The following is a 19853-nucleotide window of genomic DNA, read 5'->3' as shown; positions in this document are numbered from 1 at the left end:
AGAATTCGCAGAATGATTCTGCAGTGCTGCAGATGAATGTTCAGGAATGAAAGCATCGTTATGATGAGTAATTGTATGGAGGAATAGAGAGGAATGAAAAGTCCATTAGGAGATAGAGAGAGCAGAAGAAACAATTCTGCCGGTGAGGAGAATATAGCTATGAATCGAAACAGTATATTGATTATTATATTGTCGGTTGTTGTCGTTGTTGCTGCCATTGCAGGTCTGGTGGTGAACCTTGGAAGCAAGGAGAATAAAGGGACGGCCGCCAATTCCGGCAGCTTGACTGCAGAATCAACCATCAGTGTCGATGAGAATACCAATGCCCTTCAGGAGAATCAGTATCCTGCAGTGAATGAACTGATTGCCAATTACCGTAAGGCATTTAAAGAGAGTGACACAGATCTTCTGAAGAAGGTTTATAATTCTGATCAGGAGATCAATGCAGATGTATTGACAGCAACTTCACAGATTATTGAGGATTACCAGAATACGCAGTATTATACCAAACGCGGTCTGAATTCCGGAGAATATGTTGTTTTTGTATATGATGAGTTGAAGTTGGCAGATATTAAGACACTGGCACCGAATCTTTCCGTATTTTATGTGAAGTCAGCGGATGACGGAACATTGTATATTTATCGCGGTGATTATAATGCTGCCACAGGTTCTTTTCAGTATGATGAGGCCACTCAGAATTACATCAATCAGCTTTACCAGGATCAGGATGTCATGGATCTTATTTCTACAGTGAATACCAAGATGGACAGTGCATGTGCGAATGATTCAAGCTTGATGGAATTCATGCAGAAGGTGCGCTCTAAGACAAGTGTAACGAATTCAGCATCTACTGATACCAGCGATACATCTTCAACTGAATCAGGACAGTCAGAGACTGAATCTGCAGCAGAGACTGAGTCGGCCGGTGAGACAGAATCACAGACGGACAGTAGTACAGCTACACAGAACTAATTAGATGAACGAATGATAAAAGCTTTTGCTGGAGGTGTCTGCAGCAAAAGCTTTTTTTGTAACAGAGGTATAGAAATGAGTAATTTTAAAAAGGATATATTACATGAGAATGAAGATAAATCAGATGTTCGTCTTAATCGTTTCCTGAGTGATGCGGGTTTTTGTTCCAGAAGAGAAGCAGATCGTCTGATTGAGGCAGGACGCGTGACAGTGGATGGCACGAAGGCTGAGCTTGGTACCCGGGTGAGGCCGGGGCAGGTGGTTAAGGTAGGATCGAAGGTTGTCAGACAAAACGACAGGATGGTTTTGATCGCTTTTAATAAACCAAGGGGAATTGTCTGTACAACAGATAGAGTCCGTGAGAAGAATAATATTATAGATTATATTCATTATCCGGAGCGGATTTACCCGATCGGACGTCTGGACAAGGATTCGGAGGGATTGATTCTTCTGACGAATGATGGTACAATTGTCAATCATATTCTGAAGGCCAGTCAGTATCATGAGAAAGAGTATATTGTCCGGGTGAATAAGAAGATAACAGATGAATTTATCCAGGGCATGTCAAAGGGTGTGCCGATTCTGGATACGGTGACACGTCCGTGTACGCTTCGGAGGATAGATGATTACACATTTTCTATTATTCTAACACAAGGGTTGAACCGGCAGATTCGGTATATGTGCCGACATTTTGATTACCATGTAACGAAGCTTAAGCGGGTCCGTATTATGAATATCCGTCTTGGCAGTCTGCCGGTTGGAAAGTGGCGGGATGTAACAGCGGAAGAACTTGAGCAGCTGAAAAGACAGTTTATTGCAAATGATCGCAGGAATCAGTCGAAGCGGAGAAAGCGTATATAAAATCAGATAGGGTATTGGAGAAATAATATATGAATAGAGAAGAATATAATACGCTCATTAAAACAATCAATTATCATATGAATCTTTATTATAACCAGGACGAATCAGAAATCAGTGACTATGAATATGATCAGTTGATGCTTCAATTAAAAGCAGCTGAAAAAGAACACCCGGAATGGGTCACATCGGATTCGCCATCGCAAAAGATTGGTGGAACTGCAAAGAGGGAAGCCGGTGTTAAGGTAACGCATGATGTGCCTATGCTTTCAATTGAAGATGTTTTCACAAAAGAGGATATCGTTGCCTGGGTAGAAAAGGTTAAGGCTGTTCATCCTGAATGCCAATTTTCTGTTGAAACAAAAATTGATGGCCTTTCAATGACTTTGAGATATGAAAAAGATGAAAATGGTTTGTTAAGATTGTCTTTGGCGGAAACTAGAGGAGATGGACTTGTTGGAGAGGATGTAACAGCAAATGCACTTGTTGTACCAGATGTAAAAAAATATTTAAAGTTGCCATATGATGCATTGCAACTTCGAGGAGAAGTCTATATGTCTCATAGTGCTTTTGAAAAATATAATGATGAACAGGAAAAGACAGGAAAAAAACTGGCGGCTAATCCACGAAATCTGGCAGCAGGTACATTAAGGCAACTGAATCCAGCAATTACAAAAGAGCGCGGGTTAAAGATGTTTGTATTTAATGTTCAGCAAGGACCGGAAGAAGTGATGGAAAGCCATTGTGATGCAATGGATTTTTTATCGGCAAATGGTATTCCGACGGTATTCCATAAAAAATGCACAACGGTGGATGAAATTATTCAGGCAATTGATGAGATTGCAGAAATGCGTGATAAACTCGAATATGATATTGATGGTGCTGTTGTCAAAATAGACCAGATTCAGTATCGAGACGACTTCCCGGCAGGAAGTAAATATTCCAGCGGTCATATTGCTTATAAATATCCTCCAGAAGAGCGTGTTGTCGTGATGGATGAAATTCTGGTAGATGTAGGACGAACAGGAAAGATAACTTATACGGGCGTTTTCCATGATGAAGAAACAGAAAAACCAGCCAGACTTTGCGGAACGAATGTTTCAAGAGCGACACTTCATAATCAGGATTATATTAATGAGATGAAGATTGGCATTGGAGGCTCATATAAATTATTTAAGAGCGGAGAAATTATTCCAAAGTTAAATGGATGTGTTAAGACGCCAAAAGTTGTTTTTAAAACGCCTACGCGCTGCCCAGTATGCGGCAGTGGGTTGATAAATGAAGAAGATACGGCAGATATCCGCTGTGTCAATGTGTTATGTTCAGCACAATTGGCAAGAACTCTTTCGTATTTTTGTTCACTTGATGCGATGAATATTGTAGGACTGGGAGATTCTATTATTGATGCATTAATCAAAAATGGTTATGTGAAAACCTTTGCAGATATTTACAAATTAAATGATTTGAAGGATGAACTGATTAGAAATAATATATTTGGCAAAGAAAAAGGAACAGGCAGAGTATTGGAAGCGATTGAGAAATCTAAAACAAACGATCCTACAAAGCTGTTGACCGGACTTGGAATAAGAAATGTCGGAAAGAATACAGCAAAGTCAATTATGAAGCATTTTTCTTCAATTGAAGAATTGATGAATGCATCATACGAAGATTTAATAGCCATTGATGATATTGGCGGGGTTACAGCTACATGCATCAGGCAGTATTTTGATAATCCCAAGAACCGTACAGTTATAGATGAACTGGAGTCTGTAGGTGTTACAATGAAGATGCCGAAAGGATCAACTTCTAGTGAAAAACTGGCAGGATTAACAATTGTTGTGACGGGTGCTTTACCAACCCTTGGTCGAAAAGAAGTTTCAGATTTAATTGAGAATAATGGCGGTAAATGTACAGGCTCTGTAAGTAAGAAAACAGATTATCTAGTTGCAGGTGAGAAGGCAGGAAGTAAGCTGACAAAAGCACAGGCTTTGGGAATTCCAATAATTACAGAAGAAGAACTGTTGAACATGATTTCATAAAGAAGAAGCTTGTTTGAGAATCGTATTATTTTGGAATAGTAGCTTTATAATTTATAAATACATTCAGATGAATCGTGGGAGGCTTTATGGCAACGGGATTTATACAGCTAAATGAGAATGACACAAAAGAGTTAAGAAAAGAAATCGGCTTATCTGTTACAACTTCTGAGGATTATTCAATATCGAATGTCAATAATAAAGATGAATTAGTTGAAGTTGGTGATTTAGATGAAGGGTGGCAGGGAAAACTCCTATCGAAGTTCGGGAAACTTGAAAGTGAGTTTGGTCTGATGGAACATTCCTTTTCTATTATGGCAAATGCTGGAAAAGATGGAAAAATATCTTCTTACGCAATTTGTGTTTATGAACCGGACCTTGTTGAAGACAGGAGAGACAGCAGTAAGAATACGGTCCTTGCGAGAGTGAAAGAAGATGTCCTCAAGTCAAATGCCGATATCGTTGAAGTATACTCAAAGTACTTTGGAAAAAATGACGAGAAAAAAAGATATGATAAGGATTCTGATGAGTTTATTAATTGCCTGATGGAATGTATGCGATTTGGCATTAATAATTATATTCCAAAGGCTGCGGGATTTGCGTGCTGTTCTAGATATAAGGAATGTTCTGATGCAAAGAAATGTATTCATCCGAATCGACTTTATGCAAAAGCATGTCAATATCGAAAGAATCTGGAAGAAGGAAATATTTTTTATTAGATGAGATATTTAAATGATTCTGAATAAGTACATTTCCCTACCAAAATAGTATGAAAAAGACTTGACGAATATGTGATGAAATGTTAAGATAAAAAGGCAAGTTTTCATTAAAAATGCGGGACATATAACATAGAGAATGATTATGCATATATATAAGAGACGGGGAGATTTTCTTTCCCCTCGCTTTGGAAATATGTCACCAATGATAAATTTTGAATAATTGAAGGAGATGAGCAAAATGGATCATTTAGTTTATCTGGATCATGCGGCAACAACTGCTGCAAGACCTGAAGTCGTTGAGGCCATGCTGCCTTACTTTACAGAGAAATACGGCAATCCATCCAGTATCTACAGTTTAGGCTCAGAAACAAAGGCAGCTATTACACATGCGCGTGAGATTATGGCGAAGTCCATCGGTACAACGTCTGAGAATATATATTTTACAGCCGGCGGCAGTGAATCAGATAACTGGGCACTTGTTGCGACTGCTGAAGCATATGCTTCAAAGGGCAAGCATATCATCACATCCAAGATTGAACATCATGCGATTCTGCATACATGCGATTATCTGGCATCCAGAGGATATGAGATCACTTATATTGATGTCGATGAGAACGGTGTGATCAAACTGGATCAGCTGAAAGCAGCTATCCGCCCGGATACGATCCTGATTTCTGTTATGTTTGCCAACAATGAGATCGGAACGATTCAGCCAATTGAAGAGATTGGTGCTATTGCGAAAGAGCATGGTATTTTATTCCATACAGATGCCGTACAGGCTTATTGTCAGGTGCCTATTGATGTAGACAAGATGCATATTGATATGCTCAGCATCAGTGGTCACAAGATCAATGGACCGAAGGGGATTGGATTCCTTTATATCCGCAAGGGTGTGAAGATCCGCTCATTTATTCACGGCGGTGCTCAGGAACGTAAGCGTCGTGCCGGTACAGAGAATGTTCCGAGTATTGTCGGTCTTGGCAAGGCAGTTGAGATGGCAGTGGCTGATATGGAAGAACGTACATCGAAGGAAATCGAATTAAGAGACCGCATGATTGATGCCATTTATAAGAGAATCCCTTATGCACGTCTGAATGGTGACAGAACACGCAGATTGCCGAATAATGTCAACTTCAGTTTCCAGTTTGTTGAGGGTGAATCCATGCTGATCATGCTGGATATGGCACATATTTGTGCATCCAGTGGTTCTGCCTGTACATCAGGTTCCCTGGATCCATCCCATGTCCTTCTGGCGATTGGTCTGCCTCATGAGATTGCACATGGTTCTCTGAGACTGACACTGGGTTATGATAATACACAGGAAGAAATTGACGGTGTTGTAGATGAAATTGAGAAGATTGTTGCACGTCTTCGTTCCATGTCACCGTTATATGAAGATTTCATCAAGAAAACAGGAGGAAATAAATAATGTACAGCGAGAAAGTTATGGATCATTTCCAGCATCCGCGTAATGTTGGAGAGATTGAAAATGCAAGTGGTGTCGGCACAGTAGGCAATGCGAAGTGCGGCGATATCATGAGAATATATTTTGATATTGATGAGAACCAGGTGATCAGAGATGTCAAATTCAAAACATTTGGCTGCGGTGCCGCTGTTGCAACTAGCAGTATGGCAACAGAACTTGTCAAAGGCAAGACAATTTATGAAGCGTTGGAAGTAACCAACAAAGCGGTTATGGAAGCGCTTGATGGTCTGCCTCCGGTCAAGGTACACTGTTCTCTTCTTGCTGAAGAAGCAATTCATGCTGCCCTTTGGGATTATGCAGAAAAGAATGGCATCAAGATTGAAGGCCTCCAGAAACCGAAGAACGATATCAGTGAAGGTGAAGAGGAAGAAGACTATTAATGAATGATAAGGGAGGACTGCTGCGTTATGACAGATGATGCGGCAGTCCTTTTGTTACATGAGAAGGAGGATGCATATGGCATCGAAAAAGGTTGTAGTAGGTATGTCCGGTGGTGTGGATTCTTCTGTAGCTGCCTGGCTGCTCAAACAGCAAGGGTATGATGTGATCGGAGTGACCATGCAGATCTGGCAGGAAGAGGAGGATGAAATCGTCGAAGAAAACGGCGGTTGCTGCGGTTTATCTGCAGTGGATGATGCCAGAAGAGTGGCGGAGAGAATCGGTATACCGTATTATGTGATGAATTTCCGGGAAGTGTTCAGAGAGAAAGTGATTGACAATTTTGTTTCTGAGTACGAAAAAGGGCGGACACCGAATCCATGTATTGTCTGCAATCGTTATGTCAAATGGGAAGCACTACTTGAGAAGGCATTGGCTCTGGGTGCCGATTATATTGCAACGGGCCACTATGCCAGAATCGTTCATCTTCCAAATGGCAGATATGCGATTGAAAAGGCAGCATTTGACAGAAAAGATCAGACGTATGCATTGTATAATCTGAATCAGCATCAGCTGGCGCATACCCTGATGCCGGTGGGGGCTTATGATAAATCAGAAGTGCGTCGTATAGCTGGAGAAATCGGTCTGTCTGTGGCCAATAAGATGGACAGCCAGGATATCTGTTTTGTATCAGACGGCAATTATCAGGCGTTCATTGAAGATTATACAGGCAAAAAACTGCCGGAAGGTGATTTTGTCGACAAGAATGGCAAAGTGCTGGGACATCACAGAGGTATCGGTGCTTATACCATTGGTCAGCGAAAGGGGCTGAATCTGGCCATGGGACATCCGGTTTTTGTTACCGGTATTAATCCTGAAGAAAACAAAATCATTATCGGTGAGAATGATGAATTGTTCCAACGGGCATTGTATGCATCTAATGTGAATCTGATGTCCCGTGCGTCTTTGGATGAACCGGTGCGCCTGACGGCCAAGATACGTTACGCCCACAAAGCAGCACCGTGCATAGCCAGACAGTTGCCGGACGGAAGTTTATATGTATGTTTTGATGAGCCTCAGCGTGCGATCACACCGGGCCAGGCAGTTGTTTTGTATGACGGAGATCTTGTCGCAGGCGGTGGAATTATCGAGAAAATTGCGCCGGAATTAGATGATGCGAGTTAAAAGATTGTCAAATCTGGATAGAACTGTGTGTATAATCCTGGATTTTTTGCAAATAATGTACAGATGTAAAAACAAAAAACTTCAATTTGCGAAAAAATCATGAAAATTATGCAGTAATCTGCATCAAATTATAAGGATTGTTAAAAAATTAATAAAGTGGTTTTTTGTACTTGAAAAAAACATTAAAATCCGATACAATAGGGACAGAGCGAAAGTGGTAAGAAAATTCTTTAAGCTTTCGGCAAAATAATAAATGATATACAATATCAGGAGGAGTTATTATGGCAGTAAAAGTAGCAATTAATGGATTTGGTCGTATTGGTCGTCTTGCATTCAGACAGATGTTTGCAGCAGAAGGTTATGAAGTAGTTGCAATCAACGATTTAACAGATCCTAAGATGCTTGCACATCTTTTGAAATATGATTCATCTCAGGGCAGATATGCCGGACATACAGTAACTGTTGGCGAAGACAACGCATCTATCGTTGTTGACGGCAAACAGATTACAATCTACAAAGAAGCAGATGCTTCTAACTTACCATGGGGTGACCTGGATGTTGATGTTGTTCTTGAGTGTACAGGTTTCTATACATCCAAGGCAAAAGCTGAAGCACATATCAAAGCAGGTGCTAAGAAAGTTGTTATTTCTGCACCAGCAGGCAATGATCTTCCTACAATCGTATATAGCGTTAACGAGAAGACACTTACAGCTGATGACAAGATTATCTCTGCTGCATCCTGTACAACAAACTGTCTTGCACCTATGGCAAAGGCTTTGAATGATTATGCTCCAATCCAGAGTGGTATCATGTCTACAATCCATGCTTACACAGGTGACCAGATGATTCTTGACGGACCACACAGAAAAGGTGATTTAAGAAGAGCAAGAGCAGGTGCTGTCAACATTGTTCCTAACTCAACAGGTGCTGCTAAAGCAATCGGTCTTGTTATTCCTGAATTAAAGGGCAAACTTATCGGTTCTGCTCAGCGTGTACCGGTTCCTACAGGTTCTACAACAATCCTTACAGCTGTAGTTAAAGGCAGTGATGTAACAGTTGACGGTATCAACGCTGCTATGAAGGCTGCTGAAAGTGATTCCTTTGGTTACAACGAAGATCAGATCGTATCATCTGATATTGTAGGTATCACATATGGTTCTTTATTTGATTCTACACAGACAATGGTTTCTCCGATTGGCGATGATTTATATCAGGTGCAGGTTGTTTCATGGTATGATAATGAAAACTCCTACACAAGCCAGATGGTTAGAACAATCAAATATTTTGCTGAATTGGCTTAATTTTGAAATCAGAATAAGTAAATAAGATCCTTGGCGGGTCCGGTCTCATTGGACCGGACCCGTTTTTGCGCTTAAAGGGCGCTTAAATATAGTCAGACAAAAGGAGATAATAATATGCTGAATAAAGTTTCTGTTGATGATATTAATGTTAAAGGCCAGAGAGTCTTAGTAAGATGCGATTTTAATGTTCCTTTACAGGATGGAAAGATTACAGATGAGAACAGACTGGTAGCATCCCTGCCGACAATCAAGAAACTCATCGCTGACGGCGGCAAAGTTATCCTTTGCTCACATCTTGGTAAGCCAAAGGGCGAAGCAAAGCCTGAACTTTCTCTGGCACCTGTTGCTGTTCGTTTAAGCGAACTTCTTGGTCAGGACGTAAAATTTGCTGCAGATCCTGAGGTCGTTGGTCCAAATGCAAAAGCTGCTGTAGCTGCCATGAAAGATGGCGATGTTGTTCTTCTTGAGAACACACGTTACAGAATTGAAGAGACAAAGAATGGGGAAGCCTTCAGCAAAGAACTGGCAAGCCTTTGCGATGTTTATGTGGATGATGCTTTCGGTACAGCTCACAGAGCACATTGCTCCAACGTCGGTGTCACTCAGTATGTGAAGACAGCAGCTGTTGGCTATTTGATGCAGAAGGAAATCGATTTCCTTGGCAATGCAGTCAATAACCCTGCAAGACCTTTTGTTGCTATTCTTGGCGGTTCCAAGGTATCCAGCAAGATTTCTGTTATCAACAACCTGCTTGACAAAGTGGATACTCTGATCATCGGCGGCGGTATGGCTTATACATTTATGAAGGCTCAGGGCGGTAAGATCGGTACATCTCTTTGTGAAGATGATTATCTTGATTATGCCAACGATATGATCAAGAAGGCTGCTGATAAGGGCGTGAAGATGCTTATTCCTGTAGATACAGTAACTGCTGATGCATTTTCTAATGATGCCAATGTGAAAGTAGTCGATGCCGGCCAGATCGATGACGGCTGGATGGGCCTTGATATCGGACCGAAGACAAGAGAACTGTTTGCCAACGCTGTCAAAGATGCGAAGACAGTTGTATGGAACGGACCGATGGGCGTATTCGAGATGCCTAACTTTGCAGCTGGTACTGTTGCAGTTGCTCAGGCACTGGCTGATACAGATGCAGTGACGATCATCGGTGGCGGTGATTCAGCAGCTGCTGTTAACCAGCTTGGTTTTGGTGACAAGATGACACATATCTCCACAGGCGGTGGTGCATCTCTTGAATTCCTTGAAGGCAAAGAACTTCCGGGCGTTGCAGCAGCAACAGACAAATAATTTAAGTGGATAATGAGTCAATTATTTATTAGTTAGATAGAAGGGATCGTAATATCATGCGTAAGAAGATTATTGCAGGCAACTGGAAAATGAACAAAACACCAAGTGAGGCAGTGGCTCTTGTAGAAACACTGAAACCACTTGTAGCAAATGATGACGTGGATGTTGTTTTCTGCGTACCTGCTATCGATATCATTCCATGTATGGAAGCAGCTAAAGGCAGCAACATCAATATTGGTGCTGAGAATATGTATTTTGAAGAATCCGGTGCTTATACAGGCGAGATTTCTCCTGCTATGCTGACAGATGCCGGTGTGAAATATGTTGTACTTGGTCATTCTGAGAGAAGAGAATACTTTGCTGAAACAGATGAAACTGTCAACCGTAAGGTTCTCAAGGCTTTTGAACACGGTATTACACCGATTGTCTGCTGCGGCGAGTCTCTGACACAGCGCAAACAGGGAATTTACATCGAATGGATCCGTATGCAGATCAAGATCGCATTTCAGAATGTAACAGCAGATCAGGCAAAGACAGCAGTTATTGCTTATGAGCCAATCTGGGCAATCGGAACCGGTGAAACTGCAACAGCAGATCAGGCTGAGGAAGTTTGCGGTGCAATTCGTCAGTGTATCCGTGAAATCTATGATGAAGCAACAGCAGAAGCTATCCGTATCCAGTACGGCGGTTCTGTGAATGCAGGCAATGCAGCTGAACTTTTCGCAAAACCGGATATTGACGGCGGCCTTGTAGGCGGTGCATCTCTGAAACCGGACTTCGGCAAGATTGTTAACTACAACAAATAATTTTTATCAATAACAATATCAATTGGGGCGCGTCTTGAATAATTCGGCGCCCTTTTTTGAAGAAAGTGAGAGAAAATGAGTAAAAAACCTACAGTTTTAATGATTCTTGATGGTTTTGGTTTAAATGACAAAAAAGATGCCAATGCTGTTTATGAAGCAAAGACACCTGTCATTGATAATTTAATGGCAACCTATCCATTTGTCAAAGGCAATGCCAGCGGGTTGTCCGTTGGTCTTCCGGAAGGTCAGATGGGCAACTCTGAGGTCGGACATATGAACATGGGCGCCGGACGTATTGTTTATCAGGATCTTACAAGAATTACCAAAGAGATCCAGGATGGTACATTCTTTGAAAATCCGGCTTTATTAAAGGCCATTGAGAATGTTAAAGCCAACAATTCTGCACTGCACTTATATGGTCTGTTGTCCGACGGTGGTGTCCACAGCCATAATACACATCTGTATGGGTTGCTGGAGCTGGCAAAACGTCATGGACTTGAGCAGGTCTATGTTCACTGCTTCCTGGATGGCCGTGATACACCGCCGGCATCAGGTGCAGATTATATCAAAGAATTATACGAGAAGATGCAGGAACTGGGTGTTGGACAGATTGCTTCTGTTATGGGCCGTTACTATGCCATGGACCGTGACAACAGATGGGACCGTGTAGAAAAAGCTTATCGTGCCATCGCTTTTGGTGAAGGCATACAGGCAGAATGCCCATATGATGCGGTTAAGGCATCCTATGAGAAGGAAGTTTATGATGAATTTGTTGTACCGACTGTCATTATGAGAGACGGCAAGCCAACGGCTACAGTCAATGACGGTGATTCCATTATCTTCTTCAACTTCAGACCGGACCGCGCCCGTGAGATCACAAGAGCTTTCTGCGCAGATGAATTTGATGGTTTTGACAGAGGCGAACGCAAGAAAGTAACCTATATCTGTTTTACAGAATATGATGTAACAATCCCGAATAAAGAAGTGGCATTCAACAAAGTAGAAATCAAAAATACATTTGGTGAATTCCTGGCTTCTAAAGGACTGAAGCAGGCAAGAATTGCTGAGACAGAGAAATATGCACATGTGACATTCTTCTTTAACGGCGGTGTCGAAGCACCAAATCCGGGAGAGGACAGAATCCTTGTGAATTCTCCAAAGGTAGCAACTTATGATCTGAAGCCTGAGATGAGTGCTTATGAAGTGTGCGATAAACTCGTAGAAGCCATCAAATCAGATAAATACGACGTGATCATCATCAATTTCGCTAATCCGGATATGGTGGGTCATACAGGTGTTGAATCTGCAGCGATTAAAGCAGTTGAAGCAGTGGATACATGTGTCGGCCGTGCTGTTGAGGCATTGAAAGAAGTGGATGGTCAGATGATTCTCTGTGCAGACCATGGCAACTGTGAACAGTTGGTTGATTATACAACAGGGGTGCCTTTCACTGCTCATACAACCAATCCGGTGCCATTTATTTTGATTAATTATGATCCGGCCTACACACTGAAAGAGGGAGGCTGCCTGGCAGACCTGGCGCCAACACTCATCGATATGATGGGGCTGGAGAAACCGGTAGAGATGACTGGTCATTCACTTCTTGTGAAACGATAAAATATACTTTACATGCTGTAGGAACCTGTGCTATAATGATTTAGATTGAATGCAGGAGGTGTACGCATGAGCGGTATCAGAATTGCAGCCACAGTGGTATATATCATTGTATGTTTAGTACTTGTATTTTTAGTATTTAAAGGAAAAGGTCAGGGTGCGGATCTGTCTGGCGGAATTACAGGCAGAAGCAACGACACATATTTCACGACCCATGGTAAGAAGCACACAGAAGATGCTTTACTTGAGAGATCAACAGCTATTTTGGCAGCGATCTTTATTGTATTATCTCTTGTGATGAACATGAGCTGGGGATACTAAGAATGTCAGACTGCTGAAGGCAGTATCATTCAGCCGGTAATACTTCCGGCCTGAACATGTACAGCAAGATGAATAGAAACACTCCTTCGGGAGTGTTTTTGTTCTTTCTGCAGATAGAATGTATAGAATGCACAGAGAATGTTAGCGGCGGATACAGATCCGGCCGAAGAATAGAAAAGCGAGTATAGAAACAGGAGGTGACAAACATGGACAAGGTTATTTTTGATGTAAGAAGAAAAATGGTCCTGGATTTTATTGAAGAGAAGAACTACAAACCGATGAAGTTCAAAGAGCTTTGCATGGTATTTTCAGTGCCGAAGCGTGAGAAGGAGGAATTCAAGGAATTTCTGGATCAGCTCATTGCTGGCGGAGAACTGGCATTGACTGAGAATGGGCGATATAAGAAGGCAGAACCGGATACCTTCACAGGCAAGTTCTGCGGCAGTACAAGGGGCTTTGGTTTTGTGACAGTTGAGGGTATGGAGCATGACGTATTTATCCCGGCGGATGAGACAAAGGGTGCTTTTCACGGGGATACGGTTCTGATCCAGTTGGTGGCACCGGCTGTCCCGGCGGGCGGTACAAGGGCAGCCAAGAGGGCTGAAGGAAAGGTACTTCAGATTGTTGAGCGCGGTTTTACGGAAGTAACCGGTATTTTTCAGAAGAATAAGAATTATGGTTTTGTGATCCCGGATAACCAGAAGATTGGCAGTGATATTTTTATCCCGTGCGGGAAGACCATGCGGGCGGTGAATGGCCATCGTGTTGTGGTGAAACTGACGGATTATGGCAATGATCGTAAGAATCCGGAAGGAACTGTGACAGAGATTCTCGGCCATGCGGATGATCCGAAGACAGATATTCTGGCGGTTGTGAAAGCCTTCGATCTGCCGACGGAATTTCCGGAGGATGTGAAAATACAGCTTTTATCTGTTCCGGAATCTGTCAGCCCGGAAGAGACTGAAGGGCGCAGAGATTTGAGAGATCGGATGACCGTGACCATTGATGGAGAAGATGCCAAGGATCTGGATGATGCGATTACTCTTGAAATGAAGGATGGCCACTATTTTCTGGGGGTGCATATTGCAGATGTGACGCATTATGTCAAGGAGGGATCTCCACTTGACAAAGAGGCACTGAAGCGAGGCACCAGCGTCTATCTGGTCAATAAGGTGATTCCGATGTTGCCCCATGCCCTTTCCAATGGTATCTGTTCCCTGAATGAAGGGGTGGACAGACTGGCACTCAGCTGTCTGATGGAGCTGGATGAACGGGGCGGTATTATCGGCCATGAAATTACGGAGAGTGTGATCAGAGTCAATCACCGTATGTCTTACAACCAGGTTAGTCGTATATTGGATGGGGACAAAGAATTAATGGTCGTATATGCGGATGCGGTGAAGATGTTTAAAGAAATGAAGACATTGTCGGATCTTCTTCGCAAGAAACGCAAGGAGCGCGGAGGTATTGATTTTGATTTTCCTGAATCCAAGATTGAACTGAACGATCGGGATTTCCCGGTGGATATTCATCCATATGACAGAAATCCGGCAACGAAGATCATCGAGGATTTCATGCTGATGGCCAATGAGACCATTGCAGAGGATTTCTTCTGGCAGGAACTGCCATTTCTTTATAGAAGTCATGAATCCCCGGATACAGACCGTATTAAACGTCTGATGATCCTGATTAAGAACTATGGATATTATATGAATATCCGTCAGGACAGCATTCATCCGATGGAATTTCAGAAATTGTTAGGTAAGATTGAAGGAACGCCGGAAGAAACCATGATTTCAAGACTGGTACTGCGATCCATGAAGCAGGCCCGCTATACAACGGAAAATCTCGGCCATTTTGGACTTGCAGTTTCCTACTATTGTCATTTTACGTCACCAATCCGAAGATATCCGGATCTTCAGATCCATCGTATCATCAAGGAGAATCTTCACGGTCAGCTAGACGACGGGCGTCAGGCGCATTATCATCATATTCTGCCGGATGTCGCTGTTCAGACGAGCAGTACAGAGCGCAGGGCGGATGAGGCTGAACGTGAAGTTGAGAAGATGAAGAAGGCAGAGTATATGTCCAAACGGATTGGTCAGAGATACGAAGGCGTCGTCTCAGGCATTACCAACTGGGGCATGTATGTGGAATTGCCGAATACCTGTGAGGGTCTGATCAGACTGCAGGATATGGACGATGATTATTATATTTTTGATGAGAATACGTATACATTAACGGGAGAAGATACCGGAAGAACCTTCAAGCTGGGTGAACATGTCCGTATCATTGTCAAAGATGTAGATTTTCTGGCGAAAGCCGTGAATTTTATGCTGGAGGACAGCATTTTTGCAGAGGGGGAAATGTAATGGCCGGAAAAGGAACCAAACTGATCGCCAATAACAAGAAAGCGTATCATGATTATTTTATCGAGGATAAGTATGAGGCGGGTATCGTTCTGCACGGTACAGAGGTAAAGTCTCTCCGCATGGGCAAGTGCAGCATTAAGGAATCTTTTATTCATGCAGATCATGGAGAGATTTATATTGAGCATATGCATATAGCGCCTTATGAGAAAGGCAACATTTTCAACAAAGACCCGCTTCGTACAAGAAAGCTTCTGCTGCATAAACGCGAGATTACGAAGCTTCTGGGACAGGTTTCTCAGAAAGGTTATACGATCATGCCGCTGCAGGTGTATTTCAAGGACAGCCTTGTGAAAGTCCAGATTGGCCTTGCCCGAGGAAAGAAGCTATATGATAAACGTGAGGATATTGCCAAGAAGGATCAGCGGCGAGAAGCAGAACGCGAGATGAAGATCCGCCTTCGCTGATTGACGAATCGGGATGCAGCCTTTATAAGACAAAAATTAATAAAATTTTTACAGTTTGGTCAAGACTTTGATGCAAAGTTTTTGCTATAATATTAAGAAATAAAGGGGCTGCGATATATGAGAAAAAGAAGAACACGTTATTCAGAACGAAATACAAGGTACCATAGTAGAAAAGGACAGACATTTCAGCAGATTATTTTATCGATAGTGGCTTTGTTTCTTGTTGTTATATTTCTGGTTGTGCTGTGCACGGATCCAATGGGGAATAACGGCAGTGTGCCGCCGGAGAGTGTCATGGCCGCCAAAGATGCGGATGAGACAGCGGACAGCAATGTTTCACAGAGCGATGAGAGTGTATCAGATACAGCATCCGCAGATGGATTAGATCAGACATCTGACGGTCAAACAGACAGTACCGCTTCAAGTTCAGACTGGCGGCTGCTCCTGGTGAACAGTACCCATCCGATTGCTGATGATTACAGTATTGATCTGACGGAATTACGCAATGGTCAGTCTGTTGACTCACGTATTCTCACAGATCTTCAGGAGATGTTTGATGCGGCCAGATCGGAGGATATCTATCCGATCGTCAGCGATGCATACAGAACACGGGAAGAGCAGCAGGCGCTGATGGACGATACGATCCAGAATTATGAGGATGAAGGCTATTCTGCAGAAGAAGCAACAAGTAAGGCTGAACAGGTGATTGCAAAGCCCGGAACCAGTGAACATGAAACCGGTCTGGCAATTGATATTGCCGGTGATGAAGACTATGGACAGGATACAGACAGTGTCCTGGCATGGATGAATGACAATGCGTATAAGTATGGCTTTGTCCTGCGTTATCCATCCGGAAAGGAATCAGTGACGGGGGCTGCGGCTGAGGATGATCATTATCGCTATGTCGGCAAGGAAGCGGCTAAGGTGATGTATGATAAGGGCATTTGTCTGGAGGAATATCTGAGTCAGAACAATTAAAAATGATTGGATATAAAAATTAACCCGCAGCGTAAATCTGAAAATTTGGCAGCGGGTTAATTTTTGAGCATTTATTCCACAGAGACGGAAGATAGCTATAATATATACTTTTCTTTTTTTGCCCGATTAGTTCCTCTATCTTTAATGTGTGAAAATCAATGTCTTCTATGCCGACTTGAACAAAATTACCTATTTCACAAATACATTGCTTAATATTTTCTTCAGAAGCGGATGGATTTTGTTCTAAAAAAATATTAACATGTTCCTAGATGATATCCATAATTGCTCGAACATCTTCTTTAGAATAAACAAGCGACAACTGATATTTCATGTTTTTCAAATAATTTTTGATTTTTTTTGGTGTATTCATTTTTCTCCATTAATTTGAGATTACTTTAAGATTCTCAAAAGCTGTGTCGATAATCCAGTTTCTTATTTCTAGTGAAAGGATACTTAAACAAATAAAAATAAGTATGCAAAATGCAATAATGATAATTATTTTTTTATTAATAACTTTTGTATCTATTTTGCTGATAACATGGTCAACAGGCGCGTTTTCTATCCAATCGCATAATACGTCATTTATTTGAATATGTTCTTTAAATTGTTCCAGTGAAGCTCTGATTTGGCAACTGCCCAATGGGCAGTGCCAAGAATCAAGAATGTTGATTATGGGATTTTAAATTAAGATATACATGAAAAAAGAGAACAGCTTTCGCCATTCTCTTTCCTACAAACTGGAAGTTATCGCCTAATCTTTTAAATTAGTTAAATCCTCTAAGTACATTTCTGTATAACCGCACTCTGGGCAGACTGCAACTTTTACATCATCTATAATTGTTGCCTTTTGCTTTTCATCTACACGAACAACAATCCCATAGCCACCACCATTTACTTTAAGCCTTAAATCTGATACCATAACTTTTCCGCATTTTACACATTTTCTCATTGTTTACCACCTCCAAATGTATAAATTAAATCCCGATTTGTTAAATTTATATCCACAGTATAGCATAAAAATAACGACACTGTATATCACTTTCGCAACATACAATGTCGTTACTTTTATTTTCTTCGATACACCAAACAAAACATATTCCTGTATACGATAATAGCATATACAGAGATTAACGTGTTCAGTTTTAGTGGACCTGCGGGGAGTCGAACCCCGGTCCGAAGATATCTCCATCCAAGCATCTCCCATCACAGTCATTATACATTCATTCCCTCTGCAATATGCCTAATGACAGGCCTACAGCATCAGTAGCTTCATAAATTTTCCAAAGCTGCAAAGCTTAAGCTCTGGAGGTCCTCACCTTCTTCGATGCCGGTAACCGGAATGGTGAGCAGTCCCGGGCCGACAAGCGCCTAATTAGGCAGCTAAAGCTAACTTATCGTCTGCTTTTATATTTAGGTTCCGGCTTTTAACGCAGCTCCGGAGTCTGCGGATGGCTTCTCAAACTTCAACATCCCCGTCGAAACCAGTACAAGCCCTTATGATGATGATTCACTTACAATTACAATAATCTATCATCTGAACATGCGCGGTATGCAAACGAATGGATAAAGCATAGTTTATTATAGCAGATTTTATTTTAAAGTCAACGGGTTAATCAAAATGTGTGGTCGTATTTTTTTGGAATGTCCCGGATTGAAATCATTCAGCTGGATGTGCGTGCTTATCTTGAAATTCAACCTCAATTCCAGTATAATAAAATCACCAGAGAAAGGGTGAGGTTATCCTGTGAATACAGAAATCACGAATGCGCTGAAAGCGACCAGTGACACAGCTCAGTATGATAACAGCGCCAAACGCTTACTTGGCAATAAGTATATTTTGGCGCAGATACTGGTCTATACTGTAGATGAATTCAAGGGGATGCAGCCGATGGATGTAGTTCCTTTGATAGAGGGAGAACCAAAGATAGGAATTGTTCCGGTAGAACCGGGACTCACAAATGAACGTCAGGGAGATAAGATTATCGGTTTAAATACCGAGAATACAGAAGAAAAAGAAGGTCTTATACGATTTGACATTGTATTTTACGCTCGAATGAGAGATGGACTCACACAGATCATTATCAATGTGGAAGCACAGAAGGATGATCCTGATGAGTATGATATTCTGAACAGAGCTATTTTCTATGTCAGTCGAATGGTTTCATCTCAAAAGGAACGGGATTTTGTTCATCAACACTATAACGATATCAAGAAAGTTTACTCAATCTGGGTGTGCATGAATAACAAGGCGAATACGCTGAATCATATTCATTTGAAAGATGATAAAATCATCGGTCATCGCACATGGGCCGGAAAACTGGATTTGATAAATATCATTATGATTGGCTTGGCGGATGAAGTTCCAAATCATGACGAAAGACTTCAGTTGCATCGTTTATTGAGTGTACTGTTGTCAATGGAGATGAAGGCAAAGGATAAAATAAAAATCATGGAAGCAGAATATGGTATTCCGATTGAGGATGGTATCAGAGAGGAAGTGAATATCATGTGTAATCTTGGTGAAGGACTTGCAATCAATTATATGAAGCGAGGTTGGGAACAGGGACTTAGTAAAGGTATGAAGGAGGGGATAGAATAAAATATACCCCATAGAATGGACACGATAAGAAGAAGGGTTCCTTAAAAATGGACACAAGAAGAAGGGATAAAATCCTGGTTAGTGGACAATAAAAGAAGGGATTTCTTCTGGTAGATGATGTATAATAAAAGTATCTATCGGAGGAAATATGAAAGAATACACACCGAAACAAATTAAGGAACTCAAAGCTAACCCGTACACACTTAATGTGACAAAGAGCAAGCTTTATTTTACAGCTAAATTTAAAGAGGATTTTTGGATCAGCTATCAGGCTGGTAACGCTCCAAGAAAAATTCTTCTGGATTTTGGATATAATCTAGAGTACTTTGGACAAAAACAGATAGATGACATTGTGCAAAGAATAAAGCGTCAGGCTCTATCGGGCAATGGCTTTACCGAGGGCGAAAACAGACAAAAAAGAATTCCTATGAAAGCAACAAATGAAGAGGATTTGTC

General features: G+C 41.7%; 18 protein-coding genes and 1 other RNA gene. 17 read left to right on the top strand and 2 right to left on the bottom strand.

Features of this window, described 5'->3' with window-relative positions:
- Nucleotides 1–93 precede the first annotated feature (93 nt).
- From NBH03_RS02930 to NBH03_RS02860, 15 genes are all read left to right on the top strand, one after another.
- The gene (locus NBH03_RS02930; protein WP_250796929.1) at nucleotides 94–972 is read left to right on the top strand and encodes a hypothetical protein; all 879 of its coding nucleotides are present in this window, start codon (nucleotides 94–96) and stop codon (nucleotides 970–972) included.
- 75 nt (nucleotides 973–1047) lie between these two features.
- Entirely contained in the window at nucleotides 1048–1833 is a 786-nt protein-coding gene (locus NBH03_RS02925) for a pseudouridine synthase (protein WP_250796926.1), read from the top strand.
- Between the two features lie 29 nt (nucleotides 1834–1862).
- Nucleotides 1863–3869, top strand: a complete 2007-nt coding sequence (gene ligA / locus NBH03_RS02920; protein ID WP_250796925.1) for an NAD-dependent DNA ligase LigA — start codon at nucleotides 1863–1865, stop codon at nucleotides 3867–3869.
- An 86-nt stretch (nucleotides 3870–3955) separates the two neighbouring features.
- Nucleotides 3956–4585, top strand: a complete 630-nt coding sequence (locus tag NBH03_RS02915; protein WP_250796920.1) for a hypothetical protein — start codon at nucleotides 3956–3958, stop codon at nucleotides 4583–4585.
- A 238-nt stretch (nucleotides 4586–4823) separates the two neighbouring features.
- The gene (gene nifS / locus NBH03_RS02910) at nucleotides 4824–6014 is read left to right on the top strand and encodes a cysteine desulfurase NifS (RefSeq protein ID WP_015514166.1); all 1191 of its coding nucleotides are present in this window, start codon (nucleotides 4824–4826) and stop codon (nucleotides 6012–6014) included.
- A complete protein-coding gene (gene nifU, locus NBH03_RS02905; RefSeq protein ID WP_015514167.1) occupies nucleotides 6014–6451 on the top strand; it encodes a Fe-S cluster assembly scaffold protein NifU in 438 nt (145 codons plus the stop codon). The genes nifS and nifU overlap by 1 nt, the downstream gene beginning before the upstream one ends.
- A 76-nt stretch (nucleotides 6452–6527) precedes the next feature.
- Entirely contained in the window at nucleotides 6528–7634 is a 1107-nt protein-coding gene (mnmA, locus tag NBH03_RS02900; protein ID WP_015514168.1) for a tRNA 2-thiouridine(34) synthase MnmA, read from the top strand.
- Nucleotides 7635–7915: 281 nt separating this feature from the next.
- Nucleotides 7916–8935 carry a type I glyceraldehyde-3-phosphate dehydrogenase gene (gap, locus tag NBH03_RS02895; protein ID WP_015514169.1) on the top strand — a complete coding sequence of 340 codons (1020 nt, stop codon included), beginning with the start codon at nucleotides 7916–7918 and terminating at the stop codon, nucleotides 8933–8935.
- Between the two features lie 114 nt (nucleotides 8936–9049).
- Nucleotides 9050–10243, top strand: a complete 1194-nt coding sequence (locus NBH03_RS02890) for a phosphoglycerate kinase (protein ID WP_015514170.1) — start codon at nucleotides 9050–9052, stop codon at nucleotides 10241–10243.
- 53 nt (nucleotides 10244–10296) lie between these two features.
- The gene (gene tpiA / locus NBH03_RS02885) at nucleotides 10297–11049 is read left to right on the top strand and encodes a triose-phosphate isomerase (protein ID WP_117526842.1); all 753 of its coding nucleotides are present in this window, start codon (nucleotides 10297–10299) and stop codon (nucleotides 11047–11049) included.
- Nucleotides 11050–11124: 75 nt separating this feature from the next.
- On the top strand, nucleotides 11125–12666 hold the full coding sequence (gpmI, locus tag NBH03_RS02880) for a 2,3-bisphosphoglycerate-independent phosphoglycerate mutase (RefSeq protein WP_117529228.1): 1542 nt from the start codon (nucleotides 11125–11127) through the stop codon (nucleotides 12664–12666).
- Nucleotides 12667–12732: 66 nt separating this feature from the next.
- Nucleotides 12733–12984: a preprotein translocase subunit SecG gene (gene secG / locus NBH03_RS02875; RefSeq protein ID WP_015514173.1), complete on the top strand. Its 252-nt coding sequence runs from the start codon at nucleotides 12733–12735 to the stop codon at nucleotides 12982–12984.
- Nucleotides 12985–13190: 206 nt separating this feature from the next.
- On the top strand, nucleotides 13191–15356 hold the full coding sequence (gene rnr, locus NBH03_RS02870) for a ribonuclease R (RefSeq protein ID WP_250796916.1): 2166 nt from the start codon (nucleotides 13191–13193) through the stop codon (nucleotides 15354–15356).
- A complete protein-coding gene (gene smpB, locus NBH03_RS02865) occupies nucleotides 15356–15820 on the top strand; it encodes an SsrA-binding protein SmpB (protein ID WP_015514175.1) in 465 nt (154 codons plus the stop codon). Before rnr ends, smpB begins: the two co-directional genes overlap by 1 nt.
- Before the next feature lie 117 nt (nucleotides 15821–15937).
- Complete coding sequence (locus NBH03_RS02860; protein WP_250796911.1) at nucleotides 15938–16798, top strand: M15 family metallopeptidase; 861 nt, start codon at nucleotides 15938–15940, stop codon at nucleotides 16796–16798.
- 751 nt (nucleotides 16799–17549) lie between these two features.
- On the opposite strand, the gene NBH03_RS02855 is transcribed toward NBH03_RS02860, so the two are convergent.
- The gene (locus NBH03_RS02855) at nucleotides 17550–17747 is read right to left on the bottom strand and encodes a zinc ribbon domain-containing protein (protein WP_015514177.1); all 198 of its coding nucleotides are present in this window, start codon (nucleotides 17745–17747) and stop codon (nucleotides 17550–17552) included.
- Nucleotides 17748–17941: 194 nt separating this feature from the next.
- Nucleotides 17942–18292, bottom strand: a transfer-messenger RNA (tmRNA) gene (ssrA, locus tag NBH03_RS02850).
- 250 nt (nucleotides 18293–18542) lie between these two features.
- On the opposite strand from ssrA, the gene NBH03_RS02845 reads away from it, so the two are divergent.
- Complete coding sequence (locus tag NBH03_RS02845) at nucleotides 18543–19397, top strand: PD-(D/E)XK nuclease family transposase (RefSeq protein WP_250796908.1); 855 nt, start codon at nucleotides 18543–18545, stop codon at nucleotides 19395–19397.
- Between the two features lie 148 nt (nucleotides 19398–19545).
- The coding region (locus NBH03_RS02840) for an HTH domain-containing protein (RefSeq protein ID WP_250796903.1) at nucleotides 19546–19853 on the top strand (308 nt) is incomplete at its 3' end.

The sequence above is a fragment of the Coprococcus intestinalis genome, assembly GCF_023656595.1.
GTDB lineage: Bacteria > Bacillota > Clostridia > Lachnospirales > Lachnospiraceae > Coprococcus_A > Coprococcus_A intestinihominis.
This window is presented reverse-complemented; position numbering and strand designations above follow the sequence as displayed.

Excerpts from the sequence above, each read along its gene's own strand:
- NBH03_RS02855 (WP_015514177.1), bottom strand. The coding sequence starts at position 17,747 with ATGAGAAAATGTGTAAAATGCGGAAAAGTTATGGTATCAGATTTAAGG.
- smpB (WP_015514175.1), top strand. The coding sequence starts at position 15,356 with ATGGCCGGAAAAGGAACCAAACTGATCGCCAATAACAAGAAAGCGTAT.
- NBH03_RS02930 (WP_250796929.1), top strand. The coding sequence starts at position 94 with ATGAAAAGTCCATTAGGAGATAGAGAGAGCAGAAGAAACAATTCTGCC.
- ligA (WP_250796925.1), top strand. The coding sequence starts at position 1,863 with ATGAATAGAGAAGAATATAATACGCTCATTAAAACAATCAATTATCAT.
- rnr (WP_250796916.1), top strand. The coding sequence starts at position 13,191 with ATGGACAAGGTTATTTTTGATGTAAGAAGAAAAATGGTCCTGGATTTT.
- nifU (WP_015514167.1), top strand. The coding sequence starts at position 6,014 with ATGTACAGCGAGAAAGTTATGGATCATTTCCAGCATCCGCGTAATGTT.
- nifS (WP_015514166.1), top strand. The coding sequence starts at position 4,824 with ATGGATCATTTAGTTTATCTGGATCATGCGGCAACAACTGCTGCAAGA.
- mnmA (WP_015514168.1), top strand. The coding sequence starts at position 6,528 with ATGGCATCGAAAAAGGTTGTAGTAGGTATGTCCGGTGGTGTGGATTCT.
- secG (WP_015514173.1), top strand. The coding sequence starts at position 12,733 with ATGAGCGGTATCAGAATTGCAGCCACAGTGGTATATATCATTGTATGT.
- NBH03_RS02890 (WP_015514170.1), top strand. The coding sequence starts at position 9,050 with ATGCTGAATAAAGTTTCTGTTGATGATATTAATGTTAAAGGCCAGAGA.
- gap (WP_015514169.1), top strand. The coding sequence starts at position 7,916 with ATGGCAGTAAAAGTAGCAATTAATGGATTTGGTCGTATTGGTCGTCTT.
- gpmI (WP_117529228.1), top strand. The coding sequence starts at position 11,125 with ATGAGTAAAAAACCTACAGTTTTAATGATTCTTGATGGTTTTGGTTTA.
- NBH03_RS02925 (WP_250796926.1), top strand. The coding sequence starts at position 1,048 with ATGAGTAATTTTAAAAAGGATATATTACATGAGAATGAAGATAAATCA.
- NBH03_RS02915 (WP_250796920.1), top strand. The coding sequence starts at position 3,956 with ATGGCAACGGGATTTATACAGCTAAATGAGAATGACACAAAAGAGTTA.
- NBH03_RS02860 (WP_250796911.1), top strand. The coding sequence starts at position 15,938 with ATGAGAAAAAGAAGAACACGTTATTCAGAACGAAATACAAGGTACCAT.